Here is a 25806-nt window from a genome sequence, read left to right on the forward strand (position 1 = left end):
GTCACGCTCACCCCTTCGCCAATCCGGCCTGCGCGGCCGCAGCCGGCGACCTGCGCAGCCTGTAGATCGCCTTCACCAGCGCCGGGGCGGCGACGAAGAGCACGATCAGTGCCTGGATGACGCCGACCAGCTCGACGGACACGCCGGAGAAGGTCTGCATCGCGTTGCCGCCGGCCTGCAGGGCGCCGAACAGCAGGCCCGCGCCGACCACGCCCCACGGCCGGACCCGGCCGAGCAGCGCGACCAGGATGCCGTTGAAGCCGATCTGGCCGAGCATGTCGACGGTCAGCGCGGGGGCGGTGCCCAGCGCGACGCTGGTGCCGCCGAGACCGGCCAGCGCACCCGCCAGCGCCATGGTCAGCGCGATGGTGGTGCCGACCTTGATGCCGGCGGTCGCCGCGGCGTGCGGGTTGTGCCCGACCGCCCGCAGCTCGAAGCCGAACCGGCCGCGCTTGAGCAGCCAGGCCACTCCGGCGGCGGCCAGCACGGCCAGCACGATGCCGAGGTTGGCCCGCAGCAGCGGGTCCGGGATCAGCTGCGGCAGCTTTCCGGACTCCTGGATCGGCTTGCTGATCGCGTCCGACCGGTTCGGGTCCTTGATCCCCTGCTGCAGGATGAACCAGCCCAGGAACAGGAACGCGATGTTGTTCAGCATGATCGTCAGAATGACCTCGTGCGCGCCCGTACGCGCCTTGAGGACGCCGACCAGGTAGCCCCACAGCCCGCCGAGCAGCGCGCCCGCGAGCACGCCGAGCGGCACCTGCACGATCGCGGGCAGCGACAGCGCGAGGCCGACCGTGCCGCCGCCGATCGCGCCCATGATCGCCTGGCCCTGGCCACCGATGTTGAACAGGCCGGCCCGGAACGGCACCGCCACGGCCAGACCCGTGAAGATCAGCGGCGCGGCGTTGGTCAGCGTCTCCGAGATCGGGTAGAACACCTGCTGCCAGGTGGTCATGTTCCAGTACCAGCGGTTCACCGTGTCCGGGTTGACGACCGCGCCCTTGAACATGTCGGTGTACGCGGTGCTGACGAACGCCCAGGTGTCGCCGATCGTCTTGCCCGGCTGGTAGAGCAGGTACTGCCACTGGTCGCGGACCTCGGCGTTGCCGACGACCATCAGCACGCCGCCGCAGATCAGCGCGAGCACGATCGCCAGCAGGGTGACCGTGAAGTTGTTGTCGGCCCACAGCTCCTCGCGGAACGCGCGCGCGAAGGACCGCTTGCCCTCCACCTCGGGCGCGCGGTGCTTCGGCTGCCGCTCCGCCTGGTCGTGGTGCTCCGCCTGACCGGCGGCGGGCAGCGCCGGGTCGACGTGGTACTGGTCGACGCCGGGGGTGGTCGGCAGCGCCGGGCTCTTGTCGGGCGACGCGGCGGTCGCGCCGGGTTCGGCCTCGATCGGCTCGTGCGACGTCATGAGGCTGCCTCGCCGTGCTCGCTCATACCCTCACCTTGGGTGTCCTGCTCGCCGGATGCCGGGGTCCCGGGGGTGTGCGAGCTGCTACTGGGGTCGATGCCGGCCATCAGCAGGCCCAGCGTCTCGCGCGGCGTGTCCGGGGAGACGACGGCCAGCACCCGCCCGCGGTACATCACCGCGACCCGGTCGGCCAGCGCCACCACCTCGTCCAGCTCGCTGGAGACGACGAGCACCGCCGCGCCGCGGTCGCGCTCGGCGACGATGCGGGAGTGGATGAACTCGATCGAGCCGACGTCCACGCCGCGGGTCGGCTGCGACGCGATGAGCAGCTTCAGCGGGTGGGACATCTCCCGGGCCACGATGACCTTCTGCTGGTTGCCGCCCGACAGCGCGCCGACCGGCTGATGCGCCGACTGGGTGCGCACGTCGAACTCGGCGATCTTCTGCTCCGCCTGGACCGCGATGGCGTCGAGGTCGAGTGCGAACCGGCCACCGAACGGCGGCAGGTCGTACAGGTCGAGCACCAGGTTCTCGGCGACCGAGAACTCCTTGACCAGGCCGTCGACGCTGCGGTCCTCGGGCACGTAGCCGACCCCGGCGCGCAGCACCTCTCGGGTGTGCCAGGTGGTGATCGGCTTGCCGGACAGCTTCACCTCACCGGCCCGCGAGGGGCGCAAGCCCATGATCGACTCGACCAGCTCGGTCTGCCCGTTGCCCTGCACGCCCGCGATGCCGAGCACCTCGCCCGCGCGTACCACCAGGTCCACGCCGTCGACCGCGCGGTGCTCGCGGTCGTCCGCGACCACCAGGCCGGAGACCTCCAGCACCGCTTCGCCCGGCACCGCCGCCTCCTTCGGCACCTCCAGCACGACGCTGCGGCCGACCATCAGCTCGGCCAGCTCCGCCTCGGGGGCGCTCGGGTCGGCGGTGCCCACGGTCCGGCCGCGGCGGATCACCGTGATGCGGTCCGCCACCGCCTTGACCTCGCGCAGCTTGTGCGTGATGAAGACGATCGACTTGCCGGCCGCCTTCAGCCCGCGCATGACGTCGAGCAGCTCGTCGGTCTCCTGCGGGGTGAGCACCGCGGTCGGCTCGTCGAGGATCAGCAGGTCGACATCGCGGGTGAGCGCTTTGACGATCTCGACCCGCTGCTGGATGCCGATCGGCAGGTCCTCGATGATCGCATCGGGGTTCAGCGGCAGGCCGTAGCGCTGGGAGACCTCGCGCACCAGCTTGACGGCCTTGGCGTGGTCGATGAACCCGCCGCGGGCCGGTTCGGCGCCGAGCATGATGTTCTCGGCGACGGAGAAGACCGGCACGAGCATGAAGTGCTGGTGCACCATGCCGATGCCGACCTTGATGGCGTCGCCGGGTCCCTTGATCCGTACGGGCGCGCCGTCGACGAGGATCTCGCCCTCGTCCGGCTGCAGCAGGCCGTACAGCACGTTCATGAGAGTGGACTTGCCCGCGCCGTTCTCGCCGAGCAGCGCGTGGATCTCGCCCGGTTCGACGGTCAGGTGGATGTCATCGTTTGCGACGAGGTCACCGAATCGCTTGGTGATGCCGCGCAGTTCGAGTCTCAGCTCCGACCTCCGTTGGTCCGTGCACCACCGGAACCGGCCGGGCGGCGGGGGTGCCGCGACGTCACGCCTTCCGAGGGCGAGTGTGCGCTCATTATGTGGGCGGTCCGGGGGGAGCGCACTCCCCGGTCCGCACTGAGGCTTCAACCGGTCCGGCCGCCACCTCGACCACGGATTCCGTGGCGGGGACAGCGGCCGGTTGAGGAAAGCGAGGCCGCCCTCTCCGGTGATGATCTCACCGGAGAGGGCGACCGGGTGTCACTTCGGCTGGGCCGGGGACTCAACCACGATCTTGCCGGAGATGATGTCCTGCTTCAGCGCCTCGACCTCGGCCTTGAGGGCCGGGTCGATCTTGCTGTCGAAGTCGTGGTACGGGGCCAGCGAGACGCCGTTGTTGGCCAGCGTGCCCATGAAGCCGCCGGTCAGCAGGGTGCCCGGGGTGCCGGCGGCCTTGGTCACGGCCTCCTTCACACCGTCGGTGGAGTTCTTGACCACGGTCGTCAGCATGACGTTGCCGTACTTGGTGGTCTCGAAGCCGTCCGCGTCGACCCAGATCACGACGAACTTGCTGCCGGCGTTGGCGGCCGAGCCGAGGCCCGCGCCACCCGCGACCGGGAAGATCACGTCGGCGCCCTGAGCGGCCAGCGTGTCCGACTTCTGCTTGCCCTTGTCCTGCGAGCCGAAGTCGTCGGTGAACAGGCCGTCCTGCTTGGCCTTGTCCCAGCCGAGCACCTGGACGTTCTTGCCCTTGGCCTTGTTGTAGGCGGCCACACCGTCGGCGAAGCCGTCCATGAAGATCGTCACCGGCGGGATCTTCATGCCGCCGTAGGTGCCGACCTTGCCCGACTTCGAGTAGCCCGCGGCCAGGTAGCCGGCGAGGTACGCCGCCTGCTGGGTCTGGAACTGGATCGGGTACACGTTCGTCAGGCCGAGGTTGTCGGCGTCGACGATCGAGAACTGCACGGTCGGGTTGGCGGTCGCGGCCTTCTTGGTCGCGTCGCCCATCAGACCGCCGACAGCCTGGATGTACTTGCAACCCTTGGTGACCGAGTTGGCCAGGTTCGGGTCGTAGTCGGCCATCGCGGTCGACGCGGTGTAGCTGGGCTCGATCGCCGAGTTCGCGGCCTTGGCGGCCTGCAGGCCCGCCCAGGACGAGGCGTTGAACGAGTGGTCGTCGATGCCACCGGTGTCGGTCACCATGCACGCGCTGTACTTGGCAGCGGCGCTGGTGCCGGTGCCCGGCGTCTCCTCAGTCGGCTTGGCACAGGCGGCTGCGGCGAACGCGAGGCCCGCAGACGCGACAAGCGCGACAATCTTCATCCCACGCACAGGGCGCAAGACGGTCTCCTCTCCCATAAAGACACCGCACATGGTCTTCCATCTTGTGTACAGATGGCGGCACGGTGAACCTCGCCCAGCAACATATCCTTCACATCGCTGTCCGGACGACAATCGTGCAGGGTTGTTGAACGGTCGTTACCCCCGCGTGACCAGGACGTGTAATGGGTCACGAACGAGCCTCGAAAAGCCGCCCGCACAACTGCGCAGCAGGGCGTAAAACCGGGCATTCGTGCAGGCCCATGCCTGGTTGCGACCGGGGCGTGATGTTGGCGACTCCGACTCGCGTACCCTCGGCGCTCGTGGACGTTTTGGAAGCAGTACGCCTGATCCTGCGGTACGCGCACCTGGTCGGCTTCGCCCTGCTGTTGGGCGGCGCGCTGGTGCAGTACTACACGGGACGCATCTACATCAACGCCGTCATGCTGTGGGGCGCGACCATCCAGGTCGTCACCGGCATCGCGCTGGCCGCGCCGCTGGGCCGCGAGGTGCAGCCCGACCCGGTCAAGCTGGCGGTCAAGGGCGTCATCGCCATCATGATCTTCATCATGGTGCTGATCCCGTACCTCAAGAAGCGCGAGACGGTCAACAAGGGCCACTTCCTCGCCATCATCGGCCTGACCCTGGTCAACGCCGCCGTAGCCGTCTTCTGGCGCTGACCCGCCCTCCGTGACCCGGCTCCGGCCCGCCCACTCGGGCGGTTCCGGGGCCGGGCGCCGGTCATGATCGCCGTTTCAGGTCAGAATCCGGGGCCTGACCCGACCTTGTGACCTGAAACAGCGATCTTCGCCCGCGGGCACCGCCGACCGCGGGCACCGCCGACCGCGGGTGCCCGCCGACCGCGGGCGCTGCGAGCAGAGTGGCCTCCGCCAGGTGCCGAGGTCAGGCGCGGGGCCGGCGGGTGCGGAGCGCGGCCTTCAACTCGCGGGCCAGGGAGTCGAAGTCCTCGGCGACGCGCTGCTCGTCCGCGGCCACCGCCAGCCACTCCCCGCCGAGCTCAGGCGCGGGCCCGTCGGCGCAGGACACCGCGACCCGGTGCTCCGGCCAGGCCAGGTCGAGCCGGACCGCCGGCTCCCCGTCACGGGCCAGTACGTACTTGACCACCGGCGCGGGCACCCCGGCCAGGACCAGGCGCACCCGCACCCGGCTCTCGTGCGCTCCCCGCGCGGCCGGGTCGACCAGCTGCGCCGCCTTCAGCAGCCGCCCCCAGCCGGGCTTGCCGATCCGGGCCTGGGCGTACTCCGTCAGCGCCCCGACGCTCACCGCGCCGCGGGCCACCATCACGTCGAGCAGCGCCACCGCCTCCACCACGTCGAGCCAGCGGGCCAGATCCCAGCCGGTGCGCTGCGGCGTGGTGACCCGGATGCCGTCGACCCGTCGGGTCACGTCCTTCTCCGGCACCGGCCCCCGGTGCACGAGGATGCCCGCCATCGGCCCGAACCGGCCCGGGGTGAGGATCTCCACCGCCTCGTCCGCGCCGTAGGGGGCCCCGTACAGGCTGGCGGCGGAGCGGCCGGCGACGACCCCGTCCTCGGGCAGCAGGAAGTCACTGACCGCGAGGCAGCGCAGCCGGTGGGTGATGGTCAGGTCGCGGTCGGCGTACACCCCGCGGAACAGCGGCCGCCACGCGGAGCTGCGCAGCTGGGCGCGGGTGAGCAGACCGGACTCCAGCGCGTCGGCTCCCCGGAAGATCCGGCGGGCGAGCGCTTCGGGGCGCAGCGGCGGCTTGGGCACGGGCGTCAGCGTAAGACCCCGATTCACGCGATCTTGCGTGAGTCGCGAGGGCGACACGCCCGAAAAGGACATACCGGCAGTCGATCATGTGAATTTCTCACGATCACACGGCGTGTCGACACGTTTACGGCAAGTGGCGGCACACGGGGTCGAACCGCGTGCCGCCACCGCCTGTCAGCGGGGTGGTTCCAGTCGCCAGACGCGCAGGGCCGGACCGTCGCCCGGCAGGGTCAGCCGACCCGTGCCGTCCGGTTCAAGGTCCGTAGCAGCGAAGACGCCGGCAGCCCGGGCGCCGAGAGCGAGTGAGACATCCTCACCGGCCGCGCGCGAGGCCGCCACCAGGAGTGAATTCTGCTCGAATTCCCGCAGGTAGACCATGGTATCGCTGGTCACATACAGCCAGCGCAGCCCACCGTGGCGCAATGCCGGCTCGGCGGCCCGCAAACCCAGCAGCTCCCGGTACGCGGCCAGCGTCTGCTCGTCGCGGTCCCCCGGGCGGTCCCACGGCATCGGGGTGCGCGCGTTCTCGCCGTTCCAGCCGGTTAGCCCGAACTCGCTGCCGGCGTACACCATCGGGGTTCCCGGCAGCGTGACCTGCATGCCCAGCGCGACCACCTGCCGCGCCGCGCAACCGGTGACGGTGCGGATGCGGGCCGAGTCGTGCGAGTCGAGGATGTTCCACGAATGCATCAGCGAGCGCCAGGACACCCGTGCGGAGAACGCCCGCATGGTCGCGTACGCCGCCGTGCCGTCCCGGCTCGGCACGTCGCCCGGGGTGCCGAAGAAGTTGGCGAAGCCGGGCGCCTCCCCGCGCAGCCAGGCCCAGACCGGGCGGGTGAAGCCGAGGTAGTTCATGGCCCCGTGCCAGCCGTCGCGGTCCAGGTCGCCGGTGGCGTCGTGCATGTGCTCGCCGACCAGCATCGCCTCGGCGGGCAGGGCGCGGCGGATCAGCGCGGCCACCTCGTGCGCGTCGTCCTGCGCGGCACGGCGGCCGGTCATGTTGGCCACGTCCACCCGCCACCCGTCGAAGTGCGCCAGCCAGCGCCGCATAACCGCGGTCATCCGCTGCCGCACCAGCGGGCTGGCCCAGTCCAGCTTGGGCAGGCTCTTCACGCCGCACCAGGCCTCGTAGTCGCCGGTGTCGGCGTCGAAATAGAACATCTCTCGCTCGGGCGAGTCCACATCGGACGCCGCGACGGTGAACCACTCGTGGGCGGCGCCGCAGTGGTTGGATGTGATGTCGCCGATCAGGCGCATGCCGCGCGCGTGCACGGCCTCGGCCAGCCGGGCCAGCGCCGCGTCCCCACCCAGCAGCGGATCCACCTCGTCGAAGGTGGACGCGTCGTAGCGGTGGTTGGACCGGGCCGGGAAGATCGGCGTCAGGTAGACGGTGTTCGCGCCCAGCTCCTGGATGTGGTCCAGATGCTCGGCGATGCCGTCGAGGTCGCCGCCGAAGAACTGCTCGGCGGTGCCCGGCCCGCGACCGATGACCTCGTCACGGTCCCACTCGCGGGGCAGTGCCCAGTCCGGCAGGTCCAGCGCCTCCAGCGGCTTCGCGTTCGCGGCGCGGGCGAAGCGGTCCGGGAAGATCTGGTACAGCACAGCATCCGCGGACCAGGCCGGGGGCGCGTCGTACGCGACCGCCCGGAAGTCGGTGTCGTCGGGCAGCTCGTGCTCGACGATCCCGCCCGCGGCCAGCCAGTAGGTGTCACCGGTGGTGTCCCGCAGGTGGAACCGGTAGTTCGTCACCGGGTTGCGCACGGTCAGCGCCGCCCGCCACCACACGTCGCTCGCGCCGTACCCGCCGACCGCCGACCCGGTCCGCTCAACGTCGACCTCGGCCGCGGTGAAGAACGGCTCCCCGTCGGGCGTGCTCCGCACGTGCACCGCGACGACCTCGGCGGCCGCCGGCACCCGCACCCACACGGTGACCACGTCGCCGAGCCCCGGCGCCGAGTCCGACATGTACATTGCCGAGCCGTCATGATGCGGCTGTTCGATGAGACGCACTGTCGCGCCATCCTTCCTTGTTTCAGAGGATGTCGACGTTTCAGCCCGCAGCCCCGTCTTCCAGGACCCGAGGTCGCGACACTGCTTGCATGGCGTTCTTGCTCCCGCCCCGCCGCGTCGATCATGAAGTTAGGGGTATCGACACGCCGTCGAACACGTCCTTAAGTTCATGATCAACGCGGCGGAGGGGGGTGGGGGGTCAGCCTTTGACGGCGCCGGCGGTGAGGCCGCTGACGATGTACTTCTGGAGCCAGAGGAACAGGCTCACGGTGGGGATCGCGGTCAGCAGGGTCGCTGCTGCGAACATGCCGAAGTTGGCGTCGCGCTTGTCGGTCAACATGCCGTACATGCCCACCGCCAGGGTCTTGGCCTCGGTGTCGCGGAGGAAGACGTTGGCGATGAGGAACTCGTTGATGGTGCCGATGAAGGAGAGCATCGCCGTCACCGCGAGCACCGGGCCGACCAGCGGCAGGATGATGCGGAAGAAGGTCTGCACGTGCGACGCGCCGTCCATGGTGGCCGACTCGTCGATCTCCTTGGGCACCGTGTCCAGGTAGCCCTTCATCAGGTACGTGTTCACGCCCAGCGCGCCGCCCAGGTAGAGCACGAGCAGGCCCCACGGCTTGTTGAAGCCGAACGTCGGGTACAGCTCGGTGACCTCGGTGAACACGATGAAGATGGCCACGATCGCCAGGAACTGCGGGAACATCTGGATGAGCAGGATGGACAGCAGGCCCACCCGGCGGCCCCGGAACCGCATCCGGCTGAACGCGTACGCCGCCGCCACGCTGATCAGCAGGCCGGCGAAGGCCGAGATCAACGCGATGATCACCGAGTTCAGGAACCACCTGGTGAACGGGTGGTCACCGGTCAGCAGGTCCACGAAGTTCTTCAGGCTGGCGCCCTCGGGAATGAGCCCGGTGGAGCCGAGCGTGCCCAGCGGGTTGATCGCGGCGGACACCACGAACAGCACCGGGAACAGCGCGAACGCGCACACGACCAGCACCACCGCGTAGCGCCAGCCGACCTCTCTGAGCCACTTCACGAGTACACCTCCTCCTGCGCCCGGCTGCGCCAGAACGCCACCGTGGAGACCGTGGCCACGATCGCGAAGATGAACACCGAGATCGCCGCGGCGAAGCCGAAGTCGGCCACGCCGGAGTCGAAGCCCGCGACCCGGTACGTGTAGCTGATCAGCAGGTCGGTCGCGCCGACGGTGCTGTTGTCGATGGCGTACGGCCCGCCGTTGGTGACCAGCTTGATGTTGTTGAAGTTGTTGAAGTTGAAGCCGAACGACGAGATCAGCAGCGGGGTCAGCGCCACCAGCACCAGCGGCAGGGTGACCCGCCGGAAGCCGGCCCACGCCGACGCGCCGTCGATGCGGGCCGCGTCGGTCAGCTCCCGCGGCACGGCCTGCAAAGCACCCGTGATCACCAGGAACATGTACGGGAAGCCCATCCACAGGTTGATCACGATCAGCCCGAGCCGGGCCGTGGTCGGCGTGCCCAGCCAGTCGTGCACGCCGAACAGCTTGCTGATCAGGCCGAAGTCGGTGTTGAACATGTCCCGCCAGATCAGCAGCATGGCGAAACCCGGCATCGCGTACGGCAGGATCAGCATGATCCGGTAGAGCTTGGTGCCCCGCACCCGGGGCGAGTGCAGCGCCAGCGCCACGATCATGCCGAGCGCGAACGTCGTCGCGACCGCGCTGAGCGCGAAGACGAAGTTCCAGATGAGCACGTTGAGGAAGTGCCCGGAGATGGTCGGGTCGGTGAGCGCCTTGGTGAAGTTGGCGAACCCGACGTCGACCTTCCAGCCCTGGTCGAGGTGCTGCCCTTCGGCGTTGACGAAGTATCCCTCGACCTCGTCGGCGACCCACCGCCCGCCGCTGGGGCTGGTCACGCAGTCGCAGGCCGCGTCGTAGGACTTGTCGGCCTTGCCCTCGAAGGCCCGGCTCAGGCCGGTGGCCTTGACCGCGCCGCCCGTGGTCGGCACCGAGAACGCCGCGATCTCCGCGTCGCGCTCGGCCGCCTGGGCGGTCGGCACGATGGTGTACCCGGCGGCGGTCAGCACCTTGCCGGTCAGCGACACCTCGGCCCCGTCGACCGGGGTCAGGCCCTCGGCGGTGCCCGCCTGGACTGCCTTGGTCGCCGGGTCGACCAGCAGGAACACCATCTCGCCGTCGCGCTCGGCGATGGTCAGGTAGTACTCCGGGGAGCCCGGCACCTGGGTCACCGAGCTGGTCTCGATGGCCCGGATCGCCTCTTCCTTGGTGCCGCGGTGCCCGTCGCCGAAGTTGGTGAACGCGGTGACGAAGGTCAGCACGATCGGCACGATGGCGAACGCGATCAGGAAGATGGTGCCCGGCACCAGGTACTTGGCCGGGATGTGGCGCGGGGTCAGGTAGAGGTAGGCGACGAGCGCCGTGACCACGCCGACGGCGCCCAGGGCCGTCCAGGCCTCGGTCTGGATCAGCGGCGGGAGCGCGTAGATCAGCAGTGCGGCGACGATGCCCAGCACCGCGATACGCGACACGATGAAGCCGGTGGACAGCTCGCGCGTGCGGCGGACCTGCTCCGCGCCGCCGCGCCGCCCACCCCGGGAACGCTGGTCAGGGGCCTGCCCGGACGGCCCCGGGTGCGGGGAGCGCGCGCTCCCCGCACCCGTCACCTCAGTGGTCATGAGGCAGGACTACTTGTTGATCTCGGCGGTGATGGCCTTGGCAGCGGCCTCGGCCGCGGTCTTGGCGTCGCCGCCCTTGACGACCGCCACCTCGGCGTTGGCCATCGGGCCCCAGATCGCGCCCATGGCCGGAATGGCCGGCATCGGGATGCCGTTGGCGCCGGCCTGCACGAACTTCTCGGCGTTCGGGTCCAGGGCCTTCACCGCGTCGGCGGCGGCGGTCAGCGCCGCGGGGCGCGGGTCGGCGTTGTAGAGCGCCATGGCCACGTCCTTGTTGGTGACGTAGTTGGCCACGAACTCCTGGGCCAGCACCTTGCTCTTGCCCTTGGCCGCCACATAGAACGCCTGCACGCCGAGGAACGGCTTGGCCTGCCCGCCGGCCGCGAAGCCGGGGACCGCGCTGATGTCGTAGCCGAAGCCGGCCTTCTTGACGTCGTTCATCGACCACGGGCCGGAGATCAGAAACGCGCACTTCTTCTGCACGAAGCTCGGGATGCCGTTCTCGTTGCCGATCGAGGTCTTGATCGCGCCCTCGCCCTTCTCGCCGAGCGCCTTCATCTTCTCCAGCGCGGCGATCGACTCGGGGGTGTTCACGGTGACCTTGGACGGGTCCGGGTCACCGGAGGCGGTGGTGCCGAACAGCGAACCGCCGGCCGCCGAGAACAGCGGGTACGTGTGGTACACGTCGCCGGCCGCGCCGAAGGGCACGCACAGGATCTCCTGGACCTTCTTGGCGGCCTTGAGGTCCTTGCCGGTCTTGATCAGGTCCTCGATCGTGGCCGGCGCGGTGGGCACCAGGTCCGTGTTGCGGATCAGGGCCACGTTCTCCATCGCGTACGGCGCGCCGTAGATCTGGCCGTTGAACGTCACGGCCTTGATCGCGTTCGGGTGGAACGCGGCCTTCTGCTCGGCGGTCAGCTGCACCGGGTCGATGGCGCCGTTCTGCACCATGTTGCCGATCCAGTCGTGCGCGCCGACCATGATGTCCGGGCCGCTGCCCTGCTGCGAGGCGGTGATGAAGGTCTGCTGCTGGTTCTCGCTGATCTCCTTGACCTCGACCGTGACGCCGTTCTCCTTGCCGAACGCCTCGGCGAACGGCTTGAGCACGGGGGCCCGGGTCGGGTCGGTCCACAGCACGAGCTTGCCGTTGCCCTTGTCCTTGCTGGGCGTGGCGGCCGGCTCGTTGGTTCCGCCGCAAGCCGCGACACCGAGCATCAGCAGCCCGGCGGCGGCGATCACACCCGCGGTACGGATGCGCATGAGCACTCCTTCGAGAAGGGTCACCGGGGTGACCCGGGGGTGACCGCGCGGGCGAATCCACGCGCCCGTGCGGCCGAGAGGGGTCGACGCGCCACGCTTTTGGAAGGTCTTCCAGAATTCGTGACGCACCACAGCACCCCGTTGCCGGGACGAATATGGGGAGTCGCTTGGCGCGCCGCGAGAGCGGCGGCGTGCCGGGACGAGCCATATTCGGCTGTGATGGGTGTTACAGAGTTTGTTGCCGGGAGGTTAGCAAGCCTTTGCAAACAATGGAAGACCTTGCAACGTGCCCATATCAACATCCGGCTGTCTTCGGCTAGAGTGCCGCCATGCGCGCACGACTCTCTGACATCGCCCAGCAGGCGGAGGTGAGCGAAGCCACCGTCTCCCGGGTGCTGAACGACCGGCCCGGCGTCTCCGCCGACACCCGGCAGGCCGTGCTGACCGCTCTCGACGTGCTGGGCTACGAGCGCCCCGCCCGGCTGCGCAAACGCAGTGCGGGCCTGGTCGGCCTGGTGGTCCCGGAGCTGGACAACCCGATCTTCCCGGCGTTCGCCCAGATCATCGAGACGACCCTGGCCCAGCAGGGCTTCACCCCGGTGCTGTGCACCCAGACGCCCGGCGGCGTGACCGAGGACGAGTACGTCGAGATGCTGCTCGACCGGCAGGTCTCCGGCATCGTCTTCGTCTCCGGCCTGCACGCCGACTCGACGAGCGACCCCGAGCGCTACCGCAAGCTGCTCGCCCGACCGCTGCCGATCGTGCTGGTCAACGGCTACGCCGAGAACATCGAGGCGCCGTTCATCTCCTGCGACGACCGGGCCGCCGGCGAGCTGGCCGTGGCCCACCTGGTGGCGCTCGGCCACAAGAAGATCGGCCTGATCTCCGGCCCCGACCGCTACCTGCCGGTGCAGCGCAAGATCGAGGGCTACCGGGCCGCCATGCGCCGCCTGCTCAACCTCAGCGATGCCCAGATCAACGAGATGATCTCGCTGTCGCTGTTCGGCGTGGAGGGCGGCGACGCCGCGGCCTCGCGGCTGCTGGACAAGGGCGTGACCGGCTTCGTCTGCGGCTCGGACCTGATGGCGCTGGGCGCGATCCGCGCGGTGCGCCAGCGCGGCCTGCAGGTGCCCACGGACGTCTCGGTGGTCGGCTACGACGACTCGCCCCTGATCGCCTTCACCGACCCGCCCATGACCACGCTGCGCCAACCGGTGCGGGCGATGGCCGTGGCGGCCGTACGGGCCCTCGTGGACGAGATCAAGGGGCACCCCGCGCCGCACTCGGAGTACATTTTCCGACCTGAGTTGGTCGTTCGGGGGTCCACCGCCGCCCACAGCGGGTGACAATCCGTCAGTATGATGATTGAAACTTTCTGAAAAGCTCTGCTTGACTCTTGCGCAAGTTGCACGACATCCTTCATGGGTCCTCGCGGCGTTCTTAGCCCGCGAGACGCCCGCTCCTGGAGGAAGACATGCGCCGCAGCAGCCGCGCCGCCGCCGTCATCGGCGCTGCCGTCGCGCTGCCCGCGGTTGCCCGTGGCACGGCCGTCGAGAAATCGCTCCCCCGGCCGGCCACCTCCGCCTTCCACGCCACTGAGCTGCGCGTATACACGCCAATGGAGCCGGTCGGACGGCTCACCCGGACCGTCCCGGGCCACCACCGCCGCGGCCCTGCCCTCCTCACGACCGACAGACCGCGCAGCCGCTCATGCGCCGCACCTGGAAAGGACTGCCAGTGACCACGCAGGCAAACGACGACTGGTGGCGCGACGCCGTCGTCTACCAGATCTACCCGCGCAGCTTCGCCGACGCCGACGGTGACGGCACCGGCGATCTGCAGGGCGTGCGCGGCAAGCTGCCGTACCTGCGCGAGCTCGGCGTCGACGCGGTCTGGCTGAGCCCGTTCTACACCTCGCCGCTGGCCGACGGCGGTTACGACGTCGCCGACTACCGCGACGTGGACCCGCGCTTCGGCACGCTGGCCGACTTCGACGACATGATGAAGGACGCCCACGCGCTCAACATCCGCATCATCGTCGACCTGGTCCCCAACCACTCCTCGGACCAGCACATCTGGTTCCGGCAGGCGCTGGCGGCCGCGCCCGGTTCGGTCGAGCGGGAGCGGTACATGTTCCGCGAGGGCAAGGGCGAGAACGGCGAGCTGCCGCCCAACGACTGGGAGTCCATCTTCGGCGGCCGGGCCTGGACCCGGGTCCCCGACGGCCAGTGGTACCTGCACCTGTTCGCGCCTGAGCAGCCCGACCTGAACTGGGAGAACCCCGAGGTGCGCGCGGAGTTCCGCGACGTGCTGCGGTTCTGGCTCGACCGGGGCGTGGACGGGTTCCGGATCGACGTCGCCCACGGCATGATCAAGGAGGCGGGCCTGCCGTCGGTGGGCCGCACCACCGACGAGGGCGGCCGCCAGGTCGAGATGCTGGGCAGCGAGCGCCTGCCGTACTTCGACCAGGACGGCGTGCACGACATCTACCGCGAGTGGCGGCCCATCCTGGACTCCTACCCGGGCGGCCGGATGGCCGTGGCCGAGGCGTGGGTGGAGTCCCCCGAGCGGCTGGCCCGCTACATCGGCGCCGACGAGCTGCACCAGGCCTTCAACTTCGACTTCATGATGGCCGACTTCGACCCGGCGTCGTTCCGTACCATCATCGACAAGTCGCTGGCCGAGGCCGACCTGGTCGGCGCGCCCACCACCTGGGTGCTGTCCAACCACGACAAGTTCCGCCACGTCACCCGGTACGGCGACGGTGAGCTCGGCCTGCGCCGGGCCCGCGCGGCCACCCAGCTGATGCTGGCCCTGCCCGGCTCGGCGTACCTCTACAACGGCGAGGAGCTGGGCCTCAACGAGGTCCTCGACCTGCCCGACGAGCTGCGCGAGGACCCGTCGTTCCAGCGCACCGGGGAGAGCCGGGACGGCTGCCGGGTGCCGCTGCCCTGGGGCGGCACGGCGGCCGAGGGTTTCCGGTTCAACCCGGACGGCCTGGGCGCGCCCTGGCTGCCGCAGCCGGCGAAGTGGGAGGCGCTGACCGCGCAGGCGCAGGAGTCCGACCCGGACTCGACGCTGAACTTCTACCGCGCGGCGCTGCGCCTGCGCAAGGAGCTGCCCGCACTCGGCGGCGGCACGCTGACCTGGCTCGACGCGCCCGAAGGCGTGCTGGCCTTCCGGCGTGAGCCCGGCGTCGTGGTGGTCGTCAACATCGCCGACCGCGCCGTCGACCTGTCCGAGCTGGCCCTGACCGGCGAGATCCTCCTGTCCAGCGGCCCTCTGCACACCGACGGCCGCATCCCCGCCGACACCACCGTCTGGCTCACCGCCTGACCCACCCGCCCCCTTGTCTCAACTCTTGAAGAGTCGCGCCTTCCGGACGTCCCGGAAGGCGCTTCTTTTTAAGAGTTGCGCAGGCGGGGGACGGTGGGCGCGGGCGGTGGGGGATCGGGCGGCGGGGTGGTGCGGGGGTCGGGGAGGATGAGGGGGTGGTGGCTGTGGTGGGTTGGGTGCAGCGGATGACCGAGGTCGTCGGCGCCCGTTATGACGCGCTGGTGGACCGGGCTCGCAAGCGGTCCGCCGCGTTCGACCACCTGTGGCGGATGAAAGAGCGCTACGCCGACGTGCTGGCCGGGCGGCTGGCCGCGGCGATCGCCTACTATGCCTTCTTCGCCGCCTTCGCGCTGACCATGGTGGCGTACGCGGTGCTGGTCAAGGTCTTCTCCGCCAACGCCGAGCTGGTGGCCGAGGTGGACCGCTTCCTCGTCGAGAACTTCCCGGCGGTGAACACCGAACAGCTGCGCACCTCGGCCGGCTCCATCGGCACCGTCGGCCTGGTCAGCCTGGTGCTGGCCGGGATCGGCTGGGTGGACGCCTGGCGCTCCTCACAGCGCGCCATCTGGGGGCTGGACCAGCACCCGGGCAACTTCCTCGTGCTGCGGCTGACCGACTTCGGCATGCTGCTGGCGCTGGGCCTGCTGATGGCCGTCTCGCTGACCGCGATCGACGGCCTGGTCACCCTGTTCGACCTGCTGCCCGGCACCAGCGGCGCGTTCTGGGTGCGGGTGAGCGCGTACGCGGTGACGATCCTGGTCAACGCGATGATCGGGTTCGCGCTGATCACGGTGCTGCCTCGGGTGCACATGACGCCCCGGCGGCTGCTGCCCGCGATCGGCATCATCGCGGTGGGCCTGACGCTGCTCAACGAGTTCGGCCGCTACTTCGTCCAGCGCACCGAGAACAACCCGGCGTACGTCGCGGTCGCCGCGTCCGTCGGTCTGCTGCTGTACCTGTACCTGTTCAACCAGATCGTGCTGTGGGCCGTCTCGTACGCGGCCACCTCCGCCAACGGCAAGGTGTTCGACCTGGCCTGGGGCCGCCCGCGCAAGCACCACCTGGAGTGGGTGCCGCCCGGCGACATCGCCAAGGCCGAGGCGGACGCCGTGCAGGCCGAAGCCGAGGACGAGGCCGCGGACCGGGCGGCCCGGCTGGAGGGCGCGGACGACTCCGACGCGCCGGATACGCGGAAGACCCCCGAAAAGCATCGCGAAGCTCGATGATGGTCGCGTGGGTGCACTCGTGACTTTGGAGCTGCCGGCCGGAGCGCCGCAGCTCGACCTTCCCTGGATCATCACTTTCGGGCCGCTCGACGACGACGAGGAGTGGGAGCCCGTGGTGTGCGGCCCGTACGAGCGGCCGCACGCGCTCGCGCTCGCGCAGCACGTCGTCGCCGACGAGGACCTGATGGCGGTCGTCGAACCACTGCTGCCGGCGACCTCCCTGGACCAGATCCGCGCCGAGATCGCCAACGCGCAGGACCTGGCCGCGCAGGAGGCCGACGAGATCGACGACGTGCTCGACGACGACACGGACGACGACCACGACCACGACCATGACCACGACGACCACGTGGTCGAGGCCCCGAGCGCCGACGAGCTCAAGGCGGGCTTCGCCCGCATCTCCGCCCGCCTCACCGCCTCCTGACCCGACTCGCCCAGAACCGGCGCGCCAGGCCCACCGCCGCGGCGCGCCGGTTCCGTGCGTCAGCCGCGGAGGGGGTAGGAGCGGATGGGCTGCCAGCTGCCGGTGCCGTTGTGTTCGTAGCGGGTGAAATGGTCGACGTCGAAGCGGGCCGAGTAGTCGGCCAGGCGGTCGAAGACGTCGTCGAGAGCCGGTTCCGGCACGTCGTGGCCGATGGTGACGTGCGGGTGGTATGGGTGTGCCAGGTCGCGGGCCAGGGGGCCGGTGCGGATCGCGCCGGCCAGTTGCTCGCACTCCCCGATGCCGGTCGCCAGCGCCACGAACACGACCTGGCTGACCGGCCGGAAGGTGCCGGTGCCGCGCAGCTGGATGGTGAACGGCGCGTTCTGCTCCGCCACGTCCGCCAGCAGCTCGTCGATGCTGCGGTCCAGGTCGGCGGAGATCGGGAGCATGGTCGGGCCGAGCAGGGTGACGTGCGAGGGGATCAGCGCCGCGAGCGGGTCGCCGGTGGACGCGCGGGCCGCGTCGAGTTCGGCACCCCACGGTTGCGGGATGCCGATCGCGATACCGATGGTGCGCTCCACCGACGCCTCCAATTCGCCCGCGCCGGATTCAGCGCCCCGCCGGGGCCAAGAACCCGATCTTGTCGTAAACCGTAGCCAGCGTCCGCACCGACACGGTACGGGCCTTCTCGGCACCGATGACCAGCAGTTTGTCCAGTTGCGCGGGATCGTCCAGGTACTCCTGCGTGCGCTGCTGGAACGGCGTCACGAACTCCACCACCACTTCGGCGAGGTCCTTCTTGAGGTCACCGTACCCCTTGCCGGCGTACGCCTCGACCAGCTCGGCGATCGGGCGGCCGGACAGCGCGGAGTAGATCGTCAACAGGTTGCTCACGCCCGCCTTGGCCTCGGGGTCGAAGACGATGTCGCGGCCGGTGTCGGTGACCGCTGACTTGATCTTCTTCGCGATCTTCGCGGCCGGTTCCAGCAGCTCGATCAGGCCGTTGGTGGTCGACGCCGACTTCGACATCTTCGCGCTCGGGTCCTGCAGGTCGAGGATCTTGGCGGTCTCCTTCACGATGTGCGGCTGCGGCAGCGTGAAGGTCTTGCCGAACAGCGTGTTGAAGCGCTGCGCCAGGTCCCGGGTCAGCTCCAGGTGCTGGCGCTGGTCCTCGCCCACCGGCACCGAGTCGGCCTGGTAGAGCAGGATGTCGGCGGCCTGCAGGATCGGGTACGTGAACAGGCCCACGCTGGACCGCTCCGCGCCCTGCTTACTCGACTTGTCCTTGAACTGGGTCATCCGGCTGGCCTCGCCGAAGCCGGTGATGCAGCTCATCACCCAGCCGAGCTGCGCGTGCTCGGGCACGTGCGACTGCACGAAGACCGTGCAGCGGGCCGGGTCGAGACCGGCGGCCAGCAGCTGCGCCACGCTGACCCGGGTGCGCTCGCGCAGCACCTTCGGGTCGTGCCCGGCGGTGATCGCGTGCAGGTCGACCACGCAGTAGAACGCGTCGTGCGTCTCCTGCATGCCCACCCAGTTGCGCACCGCGCCCAGGTAGTTGCCCAGGTGGTACGAGCCGCCGGTGGGCTGGATCCCGGAGAGCACCCGGGGCTTGCTGTGCTGGGTCGCGTCGAAGGACATGGTCGTCATTCTCCCACCCGGATGATCGGCCCACGAACCTGGGAACCGGCCGCCGCCGGCAGGACTCACTAGAGTCGCCGAGAACGAGGGACCAGGGAGACCATGACCGCGCAGGACGAGCTGGGTGAGCTGTACCACGCCGGGTACCGCCGGCTGGTGGCGCAGGTCTACGCGTTCACCACGGACCTGACCGAGGCGCAGGACGCGGTGCAGGAGGCGTTCGCCCGCGCCCTGGCCCGCCGGCACGGCCTGAGCGATGTGGACGCGCCGGAGGCGTGGCTGCGTACCGTCGCGATCAACGTCGTGCGCCGCCGCTGGCGGCGTCGCCAGCTGCTGGACACCATCCTGCTGCGGGAGCGGCCGCTGGCCCGGGTGACCGCGGCCGCGCCGGAGCCCGACAACACCGACCTGCGTGAGGCGCTGGCCGCCATCCCGAGCCGGTACCGCGAGGTCATCGTCCTGCACTACCTCGCCGATCTGCCGCTGGACGAGGTCGCCGAACTGCTGGAGGTCCCCGTGGGCACGGTCAAGTCACGGCTCTCCCGGGGCCGGGACGCGCTGCGGGGGCTGCTCGACGACGTCGAGGCCCCGCCGCTGGAGCAGGTGCGGGTCCGGGCGGGCCGGATCAAGGCCCGCCGCCGGACGGCGCAGGCCGCGAGCGCCGCCGCGGTGCTGCTGATCGCCGCCGTGGGGGTGTTCCAACCGTGGCGGCCACAGCTGCCGCCGGACCAGACCGCCGCCTCGCCCAGTGCCTCGGTCAGCGCGCCACCCGCACCCGTGTACTCGGGATCAGGCTCCGCCGCGGGCCTGGACATCGACGGCATCTTCAACCCCGCCACCGCCCCCGACCTGTCCGGTTCCATCACCGAGTTCGAGCTGGCCGGCGGGACCGGCTGGCTGCGCACCGCCTGCTCCAGCCGGGAGCTGCCGAGCTGCAAGCCGGCCTTCGCGCGTACCGCCGACGGCGGCCAGACCTGGCAGGTCGTGACGGACGACGGCGCGGCGGCACCGCCGGTCCCCGGCGACCCCGGGCTCACCGTGACCTGGGCCGCCCGTGGCCGCACCCCGTCAGGCGTAGCGTGGGTCGGCGGGCTGGACGACGGCGGGGCCTACCTCGCCTCGTCCGCCGACGGCGGGCAGTGGCAGCGCCACCCGCTGCCGGGCGCGGCCGGCGCGGACCGGGTCACGGCCACCGTGCGCGGCGAGGACGTGCTCGCGTTCGCCCTGAAGAACAACAAGATCATCGCCGTGTACGCGGGCCGCACGCCCGTCCGTGTCTCCGGCGGGGCCGGGTTCGCCCCCGTCGGCGAGCCCGTCTACCTGCCCGACGGCCGCATCCTGGTGGCCGGCCCGGAGAGCCGGTTCTACGTCAGCGGCGACCAGGGCGCGAGCTTCACCCCGGCGGCCGGCACCCTGCCGAACGTCGGCGAGCTGCGTGCCACGTCCGACGGCTACGTCGCGCTCGACCTGTTCCGCGCCGGCTGGGTCGCCGTCTCCACCGACGGCCTGACCTGGCACAAACTCCCCATCCGCTGACCGGGCCGCCTTCGGCCGTCCGAAGGAAGGGCACCTTCACAACGCTCCGCGTTGTAGAAGGTGCCCTTCCCCACATGGCCGCTGCGTCAGGCCAGGTCGGGTAGCGGGGTCGGGTCGACCGGGATCGGGTCGGCCGGAGTCAGGTCCAGCGGGGTCAGCCGGACCCGGGCGACCCGGCGGCCGTCCAGGGCCAGCACGGTGAGCCGGTACGCCTCCACCGTGGCGCTGTCCCCCGCGGCGGGCAGCCGGCCCAGGGCGCTCATCAGGAAGCCGCCCACGGTCTCGTACGGCCCGGCGGGCAACGTGATCCCGGTGCGCTCGGCGAAGTCGGCGAGATTGAGCATGCCGTCGACCTCGTCCGGCGCGGGCCCGCCTGGGGCGTGGGCGGCGGGGGTGTCGTCGTACTCGTCGTGGATCTCGCCGACCAGCTCCTCGATCAGGTCCTCGAGGGTCACGATGCCGGCGGTGCCGCCGTACTCGTCGACGACGACGGCGATGGTGTGCCGCTCACGGCGCATCTCCGACAGCGCGGCGAGCACCGGTTTGCTGGCCGGGAAGCGCTTGATCTCGCGGGACAGCTCGCGGACCGAACGCTCCGGGCGCTCGTCCCAGAGCAGGTCGCGCAGGTGCACGAAGCCCACCACGTCGTCGTGGCTGCCGTCGGCGATCGGCATGCGGGTATGCCCGGCCTCGCGGGCCTCGGCGATCGCCTCCGCCACGGTCATGCCCACCGCCAGGAACCACACCTCGGTGCGCGGCACCATCACCTCGCGCAGCGTGGCCGCCGAGCGCGACAGCGCCTTGCTGATGATGTGCCGCTCCTCCGGGTCCAGCGCCGTGTTCACGGCGACCAGCTCCCGCAGCTCGGCCTCGGTGATCTGCTCGCGCCCGGCGGTCGCCTCGACCCCGAGCACGCGGCTCGTCCAGCGGGTCAGCGCGTCGGCGGCCCGTACGATGGCCGGTGCCACGGCACGGGCCATCCGCCCGGGCGGACGTAACCGGGGCTCCCGTCGGCGCGGCTCGCGACCATGGGTCTCCCGCTGGCGGGGGGTGTTCTGCCGGGGCACGGACATGGGCGCATATTAGCCTTCCCGGATAACCGTTCCGGCATGACGAGCGGCACAGGCAGGCCAGGGACAGCGATTTCCGGGTTTTCGCGGGCGTCCGGCCACTAACCGACAGCCCGCCGAAACGTTCGAGCCTGTTGCTTTATGTTTGAATGTGATGAGATAGCGGAACGACACGACCGCCACCGCGCGGGCTAGGCTGGCCCGCACCAGCAGTTCGAGGAGCTTCTTACATGAAGGTACTGGTCACCGGAGGCGCCGGATACGTCGGCAGCGCCGTGGCGCGGCTGCTCGTCGACGCCGGCCACGAGGTCGTCGTGCTCGACGACCTGTCCCGCAACGACGCCTCCCAGGTGCCGGCCGGGGCCCGCCTCGTGCAGGCACGCATCCACGACGCCGCCACCGTGCTCACCCCCGACGCCGGGTTCGACGCGGTGCTGCACTTCGCCGGCCTGATCGCGGCCGGGGAATCGATGGTCCAGCCCGAGCTGCACTGGGACAACAACACCGTCGGCTCGCTGGCGCTGCTCGACGCGATGCGCGCGGCCGGTGTCCGCCGCCTGGTGTTCTCCTCCACCGCCGCCACCTACGGCGACCCGTCCGAGCTGCCGCTGACCGAAAACGCCGTCACCAAGCCGGTGAACACGTACGGCGCGACCAAGCTCGCCGTCGACATGGCCATCGCCTCCGAGGCGCACGCCCACGAGCTGGCCGCGGTCAGCCTGCGCTACTTCAACGTGGCCGGGGCGCTGGTGCTGCCGGACGGCTCGATGATCGGCGAGCGGCACGACCCGGAGACCCACCTGATCCCGATCGCGCTCCAGGTCGCCGCCGGGCAGCGGGAGAAGCTCGCCATCTTCGGCGACGACTACCCGACCCCGGACGGCACCTGCATCCGCGACTACATCCACGTCGGCGACCTGGCCCAGGCCCACCTGCTGGCGTTGGAGGCGGCCCGCCCCGGCGAGCACCGCGTCTACAACCTCGGCAACGGCACCGGCTTCTCCTGCAAGGAGGTCGTCGACGCGGTACGCGAGGTCACCGGGCACCCGCTGCCGGTCGAGATGGCCCCGCGCCGCCCCGGGGACCCGGCCGAGCTGGTCGCCTCGTCGGCGAAGGCCCGGGCCGAACTCGGCTGGACGCCGGCCAAGCCCGACCTGCGCGACATCGTCGCCGACGCCTGGACCTTCTTCCGGAGCGGGCTGTGACCGCCGTCGACCAGGGCGTGTGGGCCGCACCCGGCCGCATCAACCTGATCGGCGAGCACACCGACTACTGTGACGGCTTCGTGCTGCCGTTCGCCCTCCCGCAGCGCACCGTCGTCACCGCGTCCCGGCTCGACCGTCCCGAGTGGAGCGTCACCTCGACGCTGACCGGTGAGACGGTCACCTTCGACCTGTCCGAGCCGGTCACCGGTTGGGCCGCGTACGTCGCCGCCGTCGTCTGGGTGCTGCGCGAGGCCGGCCACGAGGTGCCCGGCGCGCGGCTGTCCATCGACTCCGACGTGCCCGGCGGAGCCGGCCTGTCCTCGTCCGCCGCCCTGGAGTGCGCGGTCCTGTCCGCCCTCGCCGACCTCGGCGGGCTCGACATCCCGGTGGCGCAGCGGCCGACCCTTGCCCAGCGCGCCGAGAACGTGTACGTCGGCGTGCCCTGCGGGATCATGGACCAGTCCGCCTCGACGCTGTGCCGCGAGGGCCACGCGCTGTTCCTCGACTGCCGCAGCCTGGCCACCGAGCAGATCCCGCTCGACCTGGCCGGTCAGGGCCTCGCCATCCTCGTCATCGACAGCCGCGCCCCGCACCAGCTCGTCGACGGCGAGTACGCCGCCCGCCGCGCCGCCTGTGAACGAGCCGCCGAACTGCTCGGTGTGCCCGCGCTGCGCGACGCCACCCTCGACGACCTGTCCCGGTTGGACGACGAGCTGCTGATCCGCCGCTCCCGCCACGTCATCACCGAGAACGCCCGGGTGCTCGACACCATCGCGCTGCTGCGCGAGGGCCGGCTGCGCGAGATCGGCCCGCTGATGACCGCCTCGCACGCCTCGATGCGCGACGACTTCGAGATCACCGTGCCCGAAGTGGACGAAGCCGTCGAGACGGCCCTGTCCGCCGGCGCGTACGGCGCCCGGATGACCGGCGGCGGCTTCGGCGGCTGCGTCCTGGCCCTGGTCGAGGCCGAAAAGGCCGCGACCGTCGCCGAAGCGGTCACCGCCGCCTTCGCCGCCCGCGGCTTCAACCCGCCCGCCACCTTCCTCGCCCTCCCCTCCCCCGGCGCCCACCGCCTGTCCTGACCGAAGGAAGGGCACCTTCACAACGCTCCGCGTTGTAGAAGGTGCCCTTCTTAACGCGCTCCGCCGCTTGAGCGGGGGCGCTGCACCGGTCGTACGGTGCGGGGTGGTTTCGTATCCGACACCACAGTGGACGGTCTTGCGGGCATGCGGCAGGATGCCGCGCATGGCTTCCGCGGAACGCAACTCGTACCTCGACCAGGTCGTGGCCCAGTCGGCACAGCTGGAGCAGGACCTGCGGGTGAAGAAGGCCCCGATGGCCCCGGCACCGGCCGCGGGCGGTGGCGACACCAGCAACCGGGCCCGGCGCAGCGCCGCCGAGGCGGCCACCACCCCGCCGACCGCCGTCGACGTGCGCGTCACCGGCTTCGGCCCGTGGAAGACCGTGCTCGTCCCGCCGAACGCCTTCGTCGTGCACACCCGGCGCGGCCGCGACAAGCCCCTGCACCTGGGCCTCGGCACGTCCTTCCGGTACCGGTCGGCCACCGACTCCTACCTCGTGGTGCCCGGCACCATGCAGACCATCCTGCTCAACGCCTTCTGCATCTGCCGCGAACTGCAGGGCGTGCTCGTCCAGGCGTACGTCCAGTGGATCGTCCAGGACATCGCCACCGCCTACCGCAAGCTCGACTTCGGCGACGCCTCCGACCCGATGCGCCTGGTCAACCTCCAGCTCAAGGAGCAGGCCGAGGCGGCGATCAAGGACAAGGTCGCCACCATGAGCGTGCACGAGGTGCTCAGCGACAAGCAGCCCATCATCGAGGAGCTGACCGCCCGGCTGCGCGGCGTCGCCGAAGGAGCCGGCGACAGCGACACCGGCCTCGGCCTGCGCATCGTCACCGTGCAGATCAAGGAGGCCGTGGTCACCTCCGCCCGGCTCTGGGAGAACCTGCAGAAGCCGTTCCGCTCCGAACAGGGCCAGCTCGCCCGGCTCGCCGAACTCGGCGCGCAGGAGATCATCACCGGCCGGGAGCTGGCCTCCCAGCGCCTCGACCAGCTGCAGCGGCTGGAGAACGACCGCGAACTCGCCGACCTCAAGGCACGCAACGCCGCCGGCGCGTTCGACCGCGACGCCGCCGAGCGGCTGCGCCGGGGCGAGCGCGAGCAGGCCGACGCCCGCGCGCTGGCCAGCCAGGCCAGCGAGACCACCCTGCACGAGCTGCAGCTGGAGCAGCAGCGGCACGCGCAGGAGACCGAGATGCGCCGGCTGCGCCTGGAACTGGAGCAGACGCTGCAACGCCTGACCCTCGACCACGAACTCGCCGTCGCCCGCGACCGCGCCGAGCAGCTGCACGCCGCCGCGCTGCTGGAGCTGGAGCGCGACCGGGTCGGCCAGGACATCGCCAACGGGCGCTCGCCCGAGGCCGTGCAGGCCGAGCTGATCGCGCGGCTGCCGGAGATCGTCGCCAAGCTCCCGAAGCCGAACGAGGTGCGTACGGTCAACCTGTCCGGTGCGGACGGCGGCAGCCTGTCCGGGATCGTCGCCGAGCTGGCCGCCGCGGTCACCGCGATCCGGTCAGCGGTAACGTCGCGCGAATGATCGCCTGGGTGAGCCCGTCCGACGCCGCGTTCGGCGCGGTCGCGGAACTGTTCGACGACTACCGCGCGCACTACGGGCAGCAGCGGGCCTACGGCACGACCCGGCAGTGGCTGCAGGACCAGGCCTCATCGGGTATGCGGATCAGCGCGTCCTTCGCCGCCGGGCGTCCCTGTGGGCTGCTCACGGCGCTCGTGATGCCCGCATCGCTGACGCTCGGCACGTTCTGGATGGTCCGCGACCTCTTCGTGCTGCCGGAGCACCGGGGCAGCGGCCACGCCCGCGCACTGGTCACGCACGCCGTGGCCGCCGCCCGCGCCGCCGACGCACGCCGCCTGTCCCTGCAGACCGAGCAGGACAACACCGCAGCCCGCGCGCTGTACCGCAGCCTCGGCCTCCACGAGGTCGACGGCTACATCACCTACAGCATCGACGGCTGACCTCCGCCCGAAAGCCCGCGATGATCCGTTTTTGCGGACGCTGAGTGCTGCTATAGCGACGTCCGGCGTCCACAAAAACGGATCTTCGGCTGTCGCCGTCCGCGAACCAGGCGGTGGTGGGTGGCCTGGGCCGGAAACGACGAACCGGACCTGCCGTTGTTCGGCGAGTGCGGTTCGTCGTTCGTCCGTGGTGGTCGTCAGGCGGCTTCGATGATCATGCCGGCGGCGACGGTGCGGTTGGTGGCTTCGTCGATGATGATGAAGCCGCCGGTGGTGCGGTTGCGGCGGTAT

At 70.6% G+C, this 25806-nt stretch carries 21 protein-coding genes; 10 read left to right on the forward strand and 11 right to left on the reverse strand.

All coding sequences use genetic code 11. The annotated features are described in order from the left end of the window. Positions 1 to 7: 7 nt before the first annotated feature. From AB0B66_RS35950 to AB0B66_RS35960, 3 genes are all read right to left on the reverse strand, one after another. Positions 8 to 1417, reverse strand: coding sequence for an ABC transporter permease (locus AB0B66_RS35950; protein WP_360538495.1), 1410 nt, complete (start codon positions 1415 to 1417; stop codon positions 8 to 10). After that, positions 1414 to 3000: an ABC transporter ATP-binding protein gene (locus AB0B66_RS35955; protein ID WP_360538539.1), complete on the reverse strand. Its 1587-nt coding sequence runs from the start codon at positions 2998 to 3000 to the stop codon at positions 1414 to 1416. Before AB0B66_RS35955 ends, AB0B66_RS35950 begins: the two co-directional genes overlap by 4 nt. Before the next feature lie 255 nt (positions 3001 to 3255). Beyond that, on the reverse strand, positions 3256 to 4317 hold the full coding sequence (locus tag AB0B66_RS35960; protein ID WP_360538497.1) for a BMP family ABC transporter substrate-binding protein: 1062 nt from the start codon (positions 4315 to 4317) through the stop codon (positions 3256 to 3258). A gap of 329 nt (positions 4318 to 4646) precedes the next feature. Here AB0B66_RS35960 and AB0B66_RS35965 point away from each other — a divergent pair, with 329 nt between their 5' ends. After that, entirely contained in the window at positions 4647 to 4994 is a 348-nt protein-coding gene (locus tag AB0B66_RS35965; RefSeq protein ID WP_203698231.1) for a hypothetical protein, read from the forward strand. Positions 4995 to 5217: 223 nt separating this feature from the next. Here the strand turns inward: AB0B66_RS35965 and AB0B66_RS35970 are convergent, their stop codons facing one another. The 5 genes from AB0B66_RS35970 to AB0B66_RS35990 all read right to left on the reverse strand — a co-directional run bounded on the left by AB0B66_RS35970 (position 5218) and on the right by AB0B66_RS35990 (position 12021). Then, complete coding sequence (locus tag AB0B66_RS35970; protein WP_360538499.1) at positions 5218 to 6069, reverse strand: hypothetical protein; 852 nt, start codon at positions 6067 to 6069, stop codon at positions 5218 to 5220. A gap of 174 nt (positions 6070 to 6243) precedes the next feature. Then, positions 6244 to 8079, reverse strand: a complete 1836-nt coding sequence (locus AB0B66_RS35975) for a glycoside hydrolase family 13 protein (protein ID WP_360538501.1) — start codon at positions 8077 to 8079, stop codon at positions 6244 to 6246. 199 nt (positions 8080 to 8278) lie between these two features. Next, the gene (locus tag AB0B66_RS35980) at positions 8279 to 9124 is read right to left on the reverse strand and encodes a sugar ABC transporter permease (protein WP_360538503.1); all 846 of its coding nucleotides are present in this window, start codon (positions 9122 to 9124) and stop codon (positions 8279 to 8281) included. Beyond that, positions 9121 to 10761, reverse strand: coding sequence for an ABC transporter permease subunit (locus tag AB0B66_RS35985; protein ID WP_360538505.1), 1641 nt, complete (start codon positions 10759 to 10761; stop codon positions 9121 to 9123). The genes AB0B66_RS35980 and AB0B66_RS35985 overlap by 4 nt, the downstream gene beginning before the upstream one ends. 9 nt (positions 10762 to 10770) lie before the next feature. Beyond that, entirely contained in the window at positions 10771 to 12021 is a 1251-nt protein-coding gene (locus tag AB0B66_RS35990; protein WP_360538507.1) for an extracellular solute-binding protein, read from the reverse strand. A gap of 329 nt (positions 12022 to 12350) precedes the next feature. Between AB0B66_RS35990 and AB0B66_RS35995 the strand changes: the two genes are divergently transcribed. From AB0B66_RS35995 to AB0B66_RS36010, 4 genes are all read left to right on the forward strand, one after another. Beyond that, the gene (locus AB0B66_RS35995) at positions 12351 to 13367 is read left to right on the forward strand and encodes a LacI family DNA-binding transcriptional regulator (protein ID WP_360538509.1); all 1017 of its coding nucleotides are present in this window, start codon (positions 12351 to 12353) and stop codon (positions 13365 to 13367) included. Positions 13368 to 13731: 364 nt separating this feature from the next. Next, positions 13732 to 15357: a glycoside hydrolase family 13 protein gene (locus AB0B66_RS36000; RefSeq protein ID WP_360538511.1), complete on the forward strand. Its 1626-nt coding sequence runs from the start codon at positions 13732 to 13734 to the stop codon at positions 15355 to 15357. Positions 15358 to 15512: 155 nt separating this feature from the next. Further along, positions 15513 to 16583 carry a YhjD/YihY/BrkB family envelope integrity protein gene (locus AB0B66_RS36005; RefSeq protein ID WP_360538513.1) on the forward strand — a complete coding sequence of 357 codons (1071 nt, stop codon included), beginning with the start codon at positions 15513 to 15515 and terminating at the stop codon, positions 16581 to 16583. Positions 16584 to 16590: 7 nt separating this feature from the next. Further along, the gene (locus tag AB0B66_RS36010) at positions 16591 to 17007 is read left to right on the forward strand and encodes a hypothetical protein (protein WP_360538515.1); all 417 of its coding nucleotides are present in this window, start codon (positions 16591 to 16593) and stop codon (positions 17005 to 17007) included. 59 nt (positions 17008 to 17066) lie between these two features. Here AB0B66_RS36010 and AB0B66_RS36015 read toward each other — a convergent pair whose 3' ends face one another. Then, entirely contained in the window at positions 17067 to 17588 is a 522-nt protein-coding gene (locus AB0B66_RS36015) for a 2'-5' RNA ligase family protein (RefSeq protein ID WP_360538517.1), read from the reverse strand. Positions 17589 to 17616: 28 nt separating this feature from the next. Next, complete coding sequence (trpS, locus tag AB0B66_RS36020; protein ID WP_360538541.1) at positions 17617 to 18648, reverse strand: tryptophan--tRNA ligase; 1032 nt, start codon at positions 18646 to 18648, stop codon at positions 17617 to 17619. Between the two features lie 102 nt (positions 18649 to 18750). On the opposite strand from trpS, the gene AB0B66_RS36025 reads away from it, so the two are divergent. Continuing rightward, a complete protein-coding gene (locus tag AB0B66_RS36025; RefSeq protein ID WP_360538519.1) occupies positions 18751 to 20184 on the forward strand; it encodes an RNA polymerase sigma factor in 1434 nt (477 codons plus the stop codon). Between the two features lie 86 nt (positions 20185 to 20270). Here the strand turns inward: AB0B66_RS36025 and AB0B66_RS36030 are convergent, their stop codons facing one another. Beyond that, positions 20271 to 21164, reverse strand: coding sequence for a hemolysin family protein (locus tag AB0B66_RS36030; protein ID WP_360538543.1), 894 nt, complete (start codon positions 21162 to 21164; stop codon positions 20271 to 20273). Between the two features lie 320 nt (positions 21165 to 21484). Between AB0B66_RS36030 and galE the strand changes: the two genes are divergently transcribed. The 4 genes from galE to AB0B66_RS36050 all read left to right on the forward strand — a co-directional run bounded on the left by galE (position 21485) and on the right by AB0B66_RS36050 (position 25515). Then, positions 21485 to 22459 carry a UDP-glucose 4-epimerase GalE gene (galE, locus tag AB0B66_RS36035; RefSeq protein ID WP_360538521.1) on the forward strand — a complete coding sequence of 325 codons (975 nt, stop codon included), beginning with the start codon at positions 21485 to 21487 and terminating at the stop codon, positions 22457 to 22459. After that, positions 22456 to 23541: a galactokinase gene (gene galK / locus AB0B66_RS36040; RefSeq protein ID WP_360538523.1), complete on the forward strand. Its 1086-nt coding sequence runs from the start codon at positions 22456 to 22458 to the stop codon at positions 23539 to 23541. Before galE ends, galK begins: the two co-directional genes overlap by 4 nt. A 163-nt stretch (positions 23542 to 23704) precedes the next feature. After that, entirely contained in the window at positions 23705 to 25078 is a 1374-nt protein-coding gene (locus tag AB0B66_RS36045) for an SPFH domain-containing protein (protein ID WP_360538525.1), read from the forward strand. Beyond that, positions 25075 to 25515 (forward strand): GNAT family N-acetyltransferase, encoded by a 441-nt coding sequence (locus tag AB0B66_RS36050; RefSeq protein WP_360538527.1) that lies wholly within the window; start codon positions 25075 to 25077, stop codon positions 25513 to 25515. The genes AB0B66_RS36045 and AB0B66_RS36050 overlap by 4 nt, the downstream gene beginning before the upstream one ends. The last annotated feature ends 291 nt before the right edge of the window (positions 25516 to 25806 follow it).

The sequence above is a fragment of the Catellatospora sp. NPDC049111 genome (genome assembly GCF_040648615.1).
Lineage (GTDB): Bacteria > Actinomycetota > Actinomycetes > Mycobacteriales > Micromonosporaceae > Catellatospora > Catellatospora aurea.

Bases quoted from the DNA above. Each gene is read 5' to 3' on its own strand.
- AB0B66_RS35950 (WP_360538495.1), bottom strand. From the start codon at position 1,417: ATGACGTCGCACGAGCCGATCGAGGCCGAACCCGGCGCGACCGCCGCG.
- AB0B66_RS35960 (WP_360538497.1), bottom strand. From the start codon at position 4,317: ATGAAGATTGTCGCGCTTGTCGCGTCTGCGGGCCTCGCGTTCGCCGCA.
- AB0B66_RS35985 (WP_360538505.1), bottom strand. From the start codon at position 10,761: ATGACCACTGAGGTGACGGGTGCGGGGAGCGCGCGCTCCCCGCACCCG.
- AB0B66_RS35990 (WP_360538507.1), bottom strand. From the start codon at position 12,021: ATGCGCATCCGTACCGCGGGTGTGATCGCCGCCGCCGGGCTGCTGATG.
- AB0B66_RS35995 (WP_360538509.1), top strand. From the start codon at position 12,351: ATGCGCGCACGACTCTCTGACATCGCCCAGCAGGCGGAGGTGAGCGAA.
- AB0B66_RS36000 (WP_360538511.1), top strand. From the start codon at position 13,732: ATGCGCCGCACCTGGAAAGGACTGCCAGTGACCACGCAGGCAAACGAC.
- trpS (WP_360538541.1), bottom strand. From the start codon at position 18,648: ATGTCCTTCGACGCGACCCAGCACAGCAAGCCCCGGGTGCTCTCCGGG.
- AB0B66_RS36025 (WP_360538519.1), top strand. From the start codon at position 18,751: ATGACCGCGCAGGACGAGCTGGGTGAGCTGTACCACGCCGGGTACCGC.
- AB0B66_RS36030 (WP_360538543.1), bottom strand. From the start codon at position 21,164: ATGGCCCGTGCCGTGGCACCGGCCATCGTACGGGCCGCCGACGCGCTG.
- galE (WP_360538521.1), top strand. From the start codon at position 21,485: ATGAAGGTACTGGTCACCGGAGGCGCCGGATACGTCGGCAGCGCCGTG.
- AB0B66_RS36045 (WP_360538525.1), top strand. From the start codon at position 23,705: ATGGCTTCCGCGGAACGCAACTCGTACCTCGACCAGGTCGTGGCCCAG.
- AB0B66_RS36050 (WP_360538527.1), top strand. From the start codon at position 25,075: ATGATCGCCTGGGTGAGCCCGTCCGACGCCGCGTTCGGCGCGGTCGCG.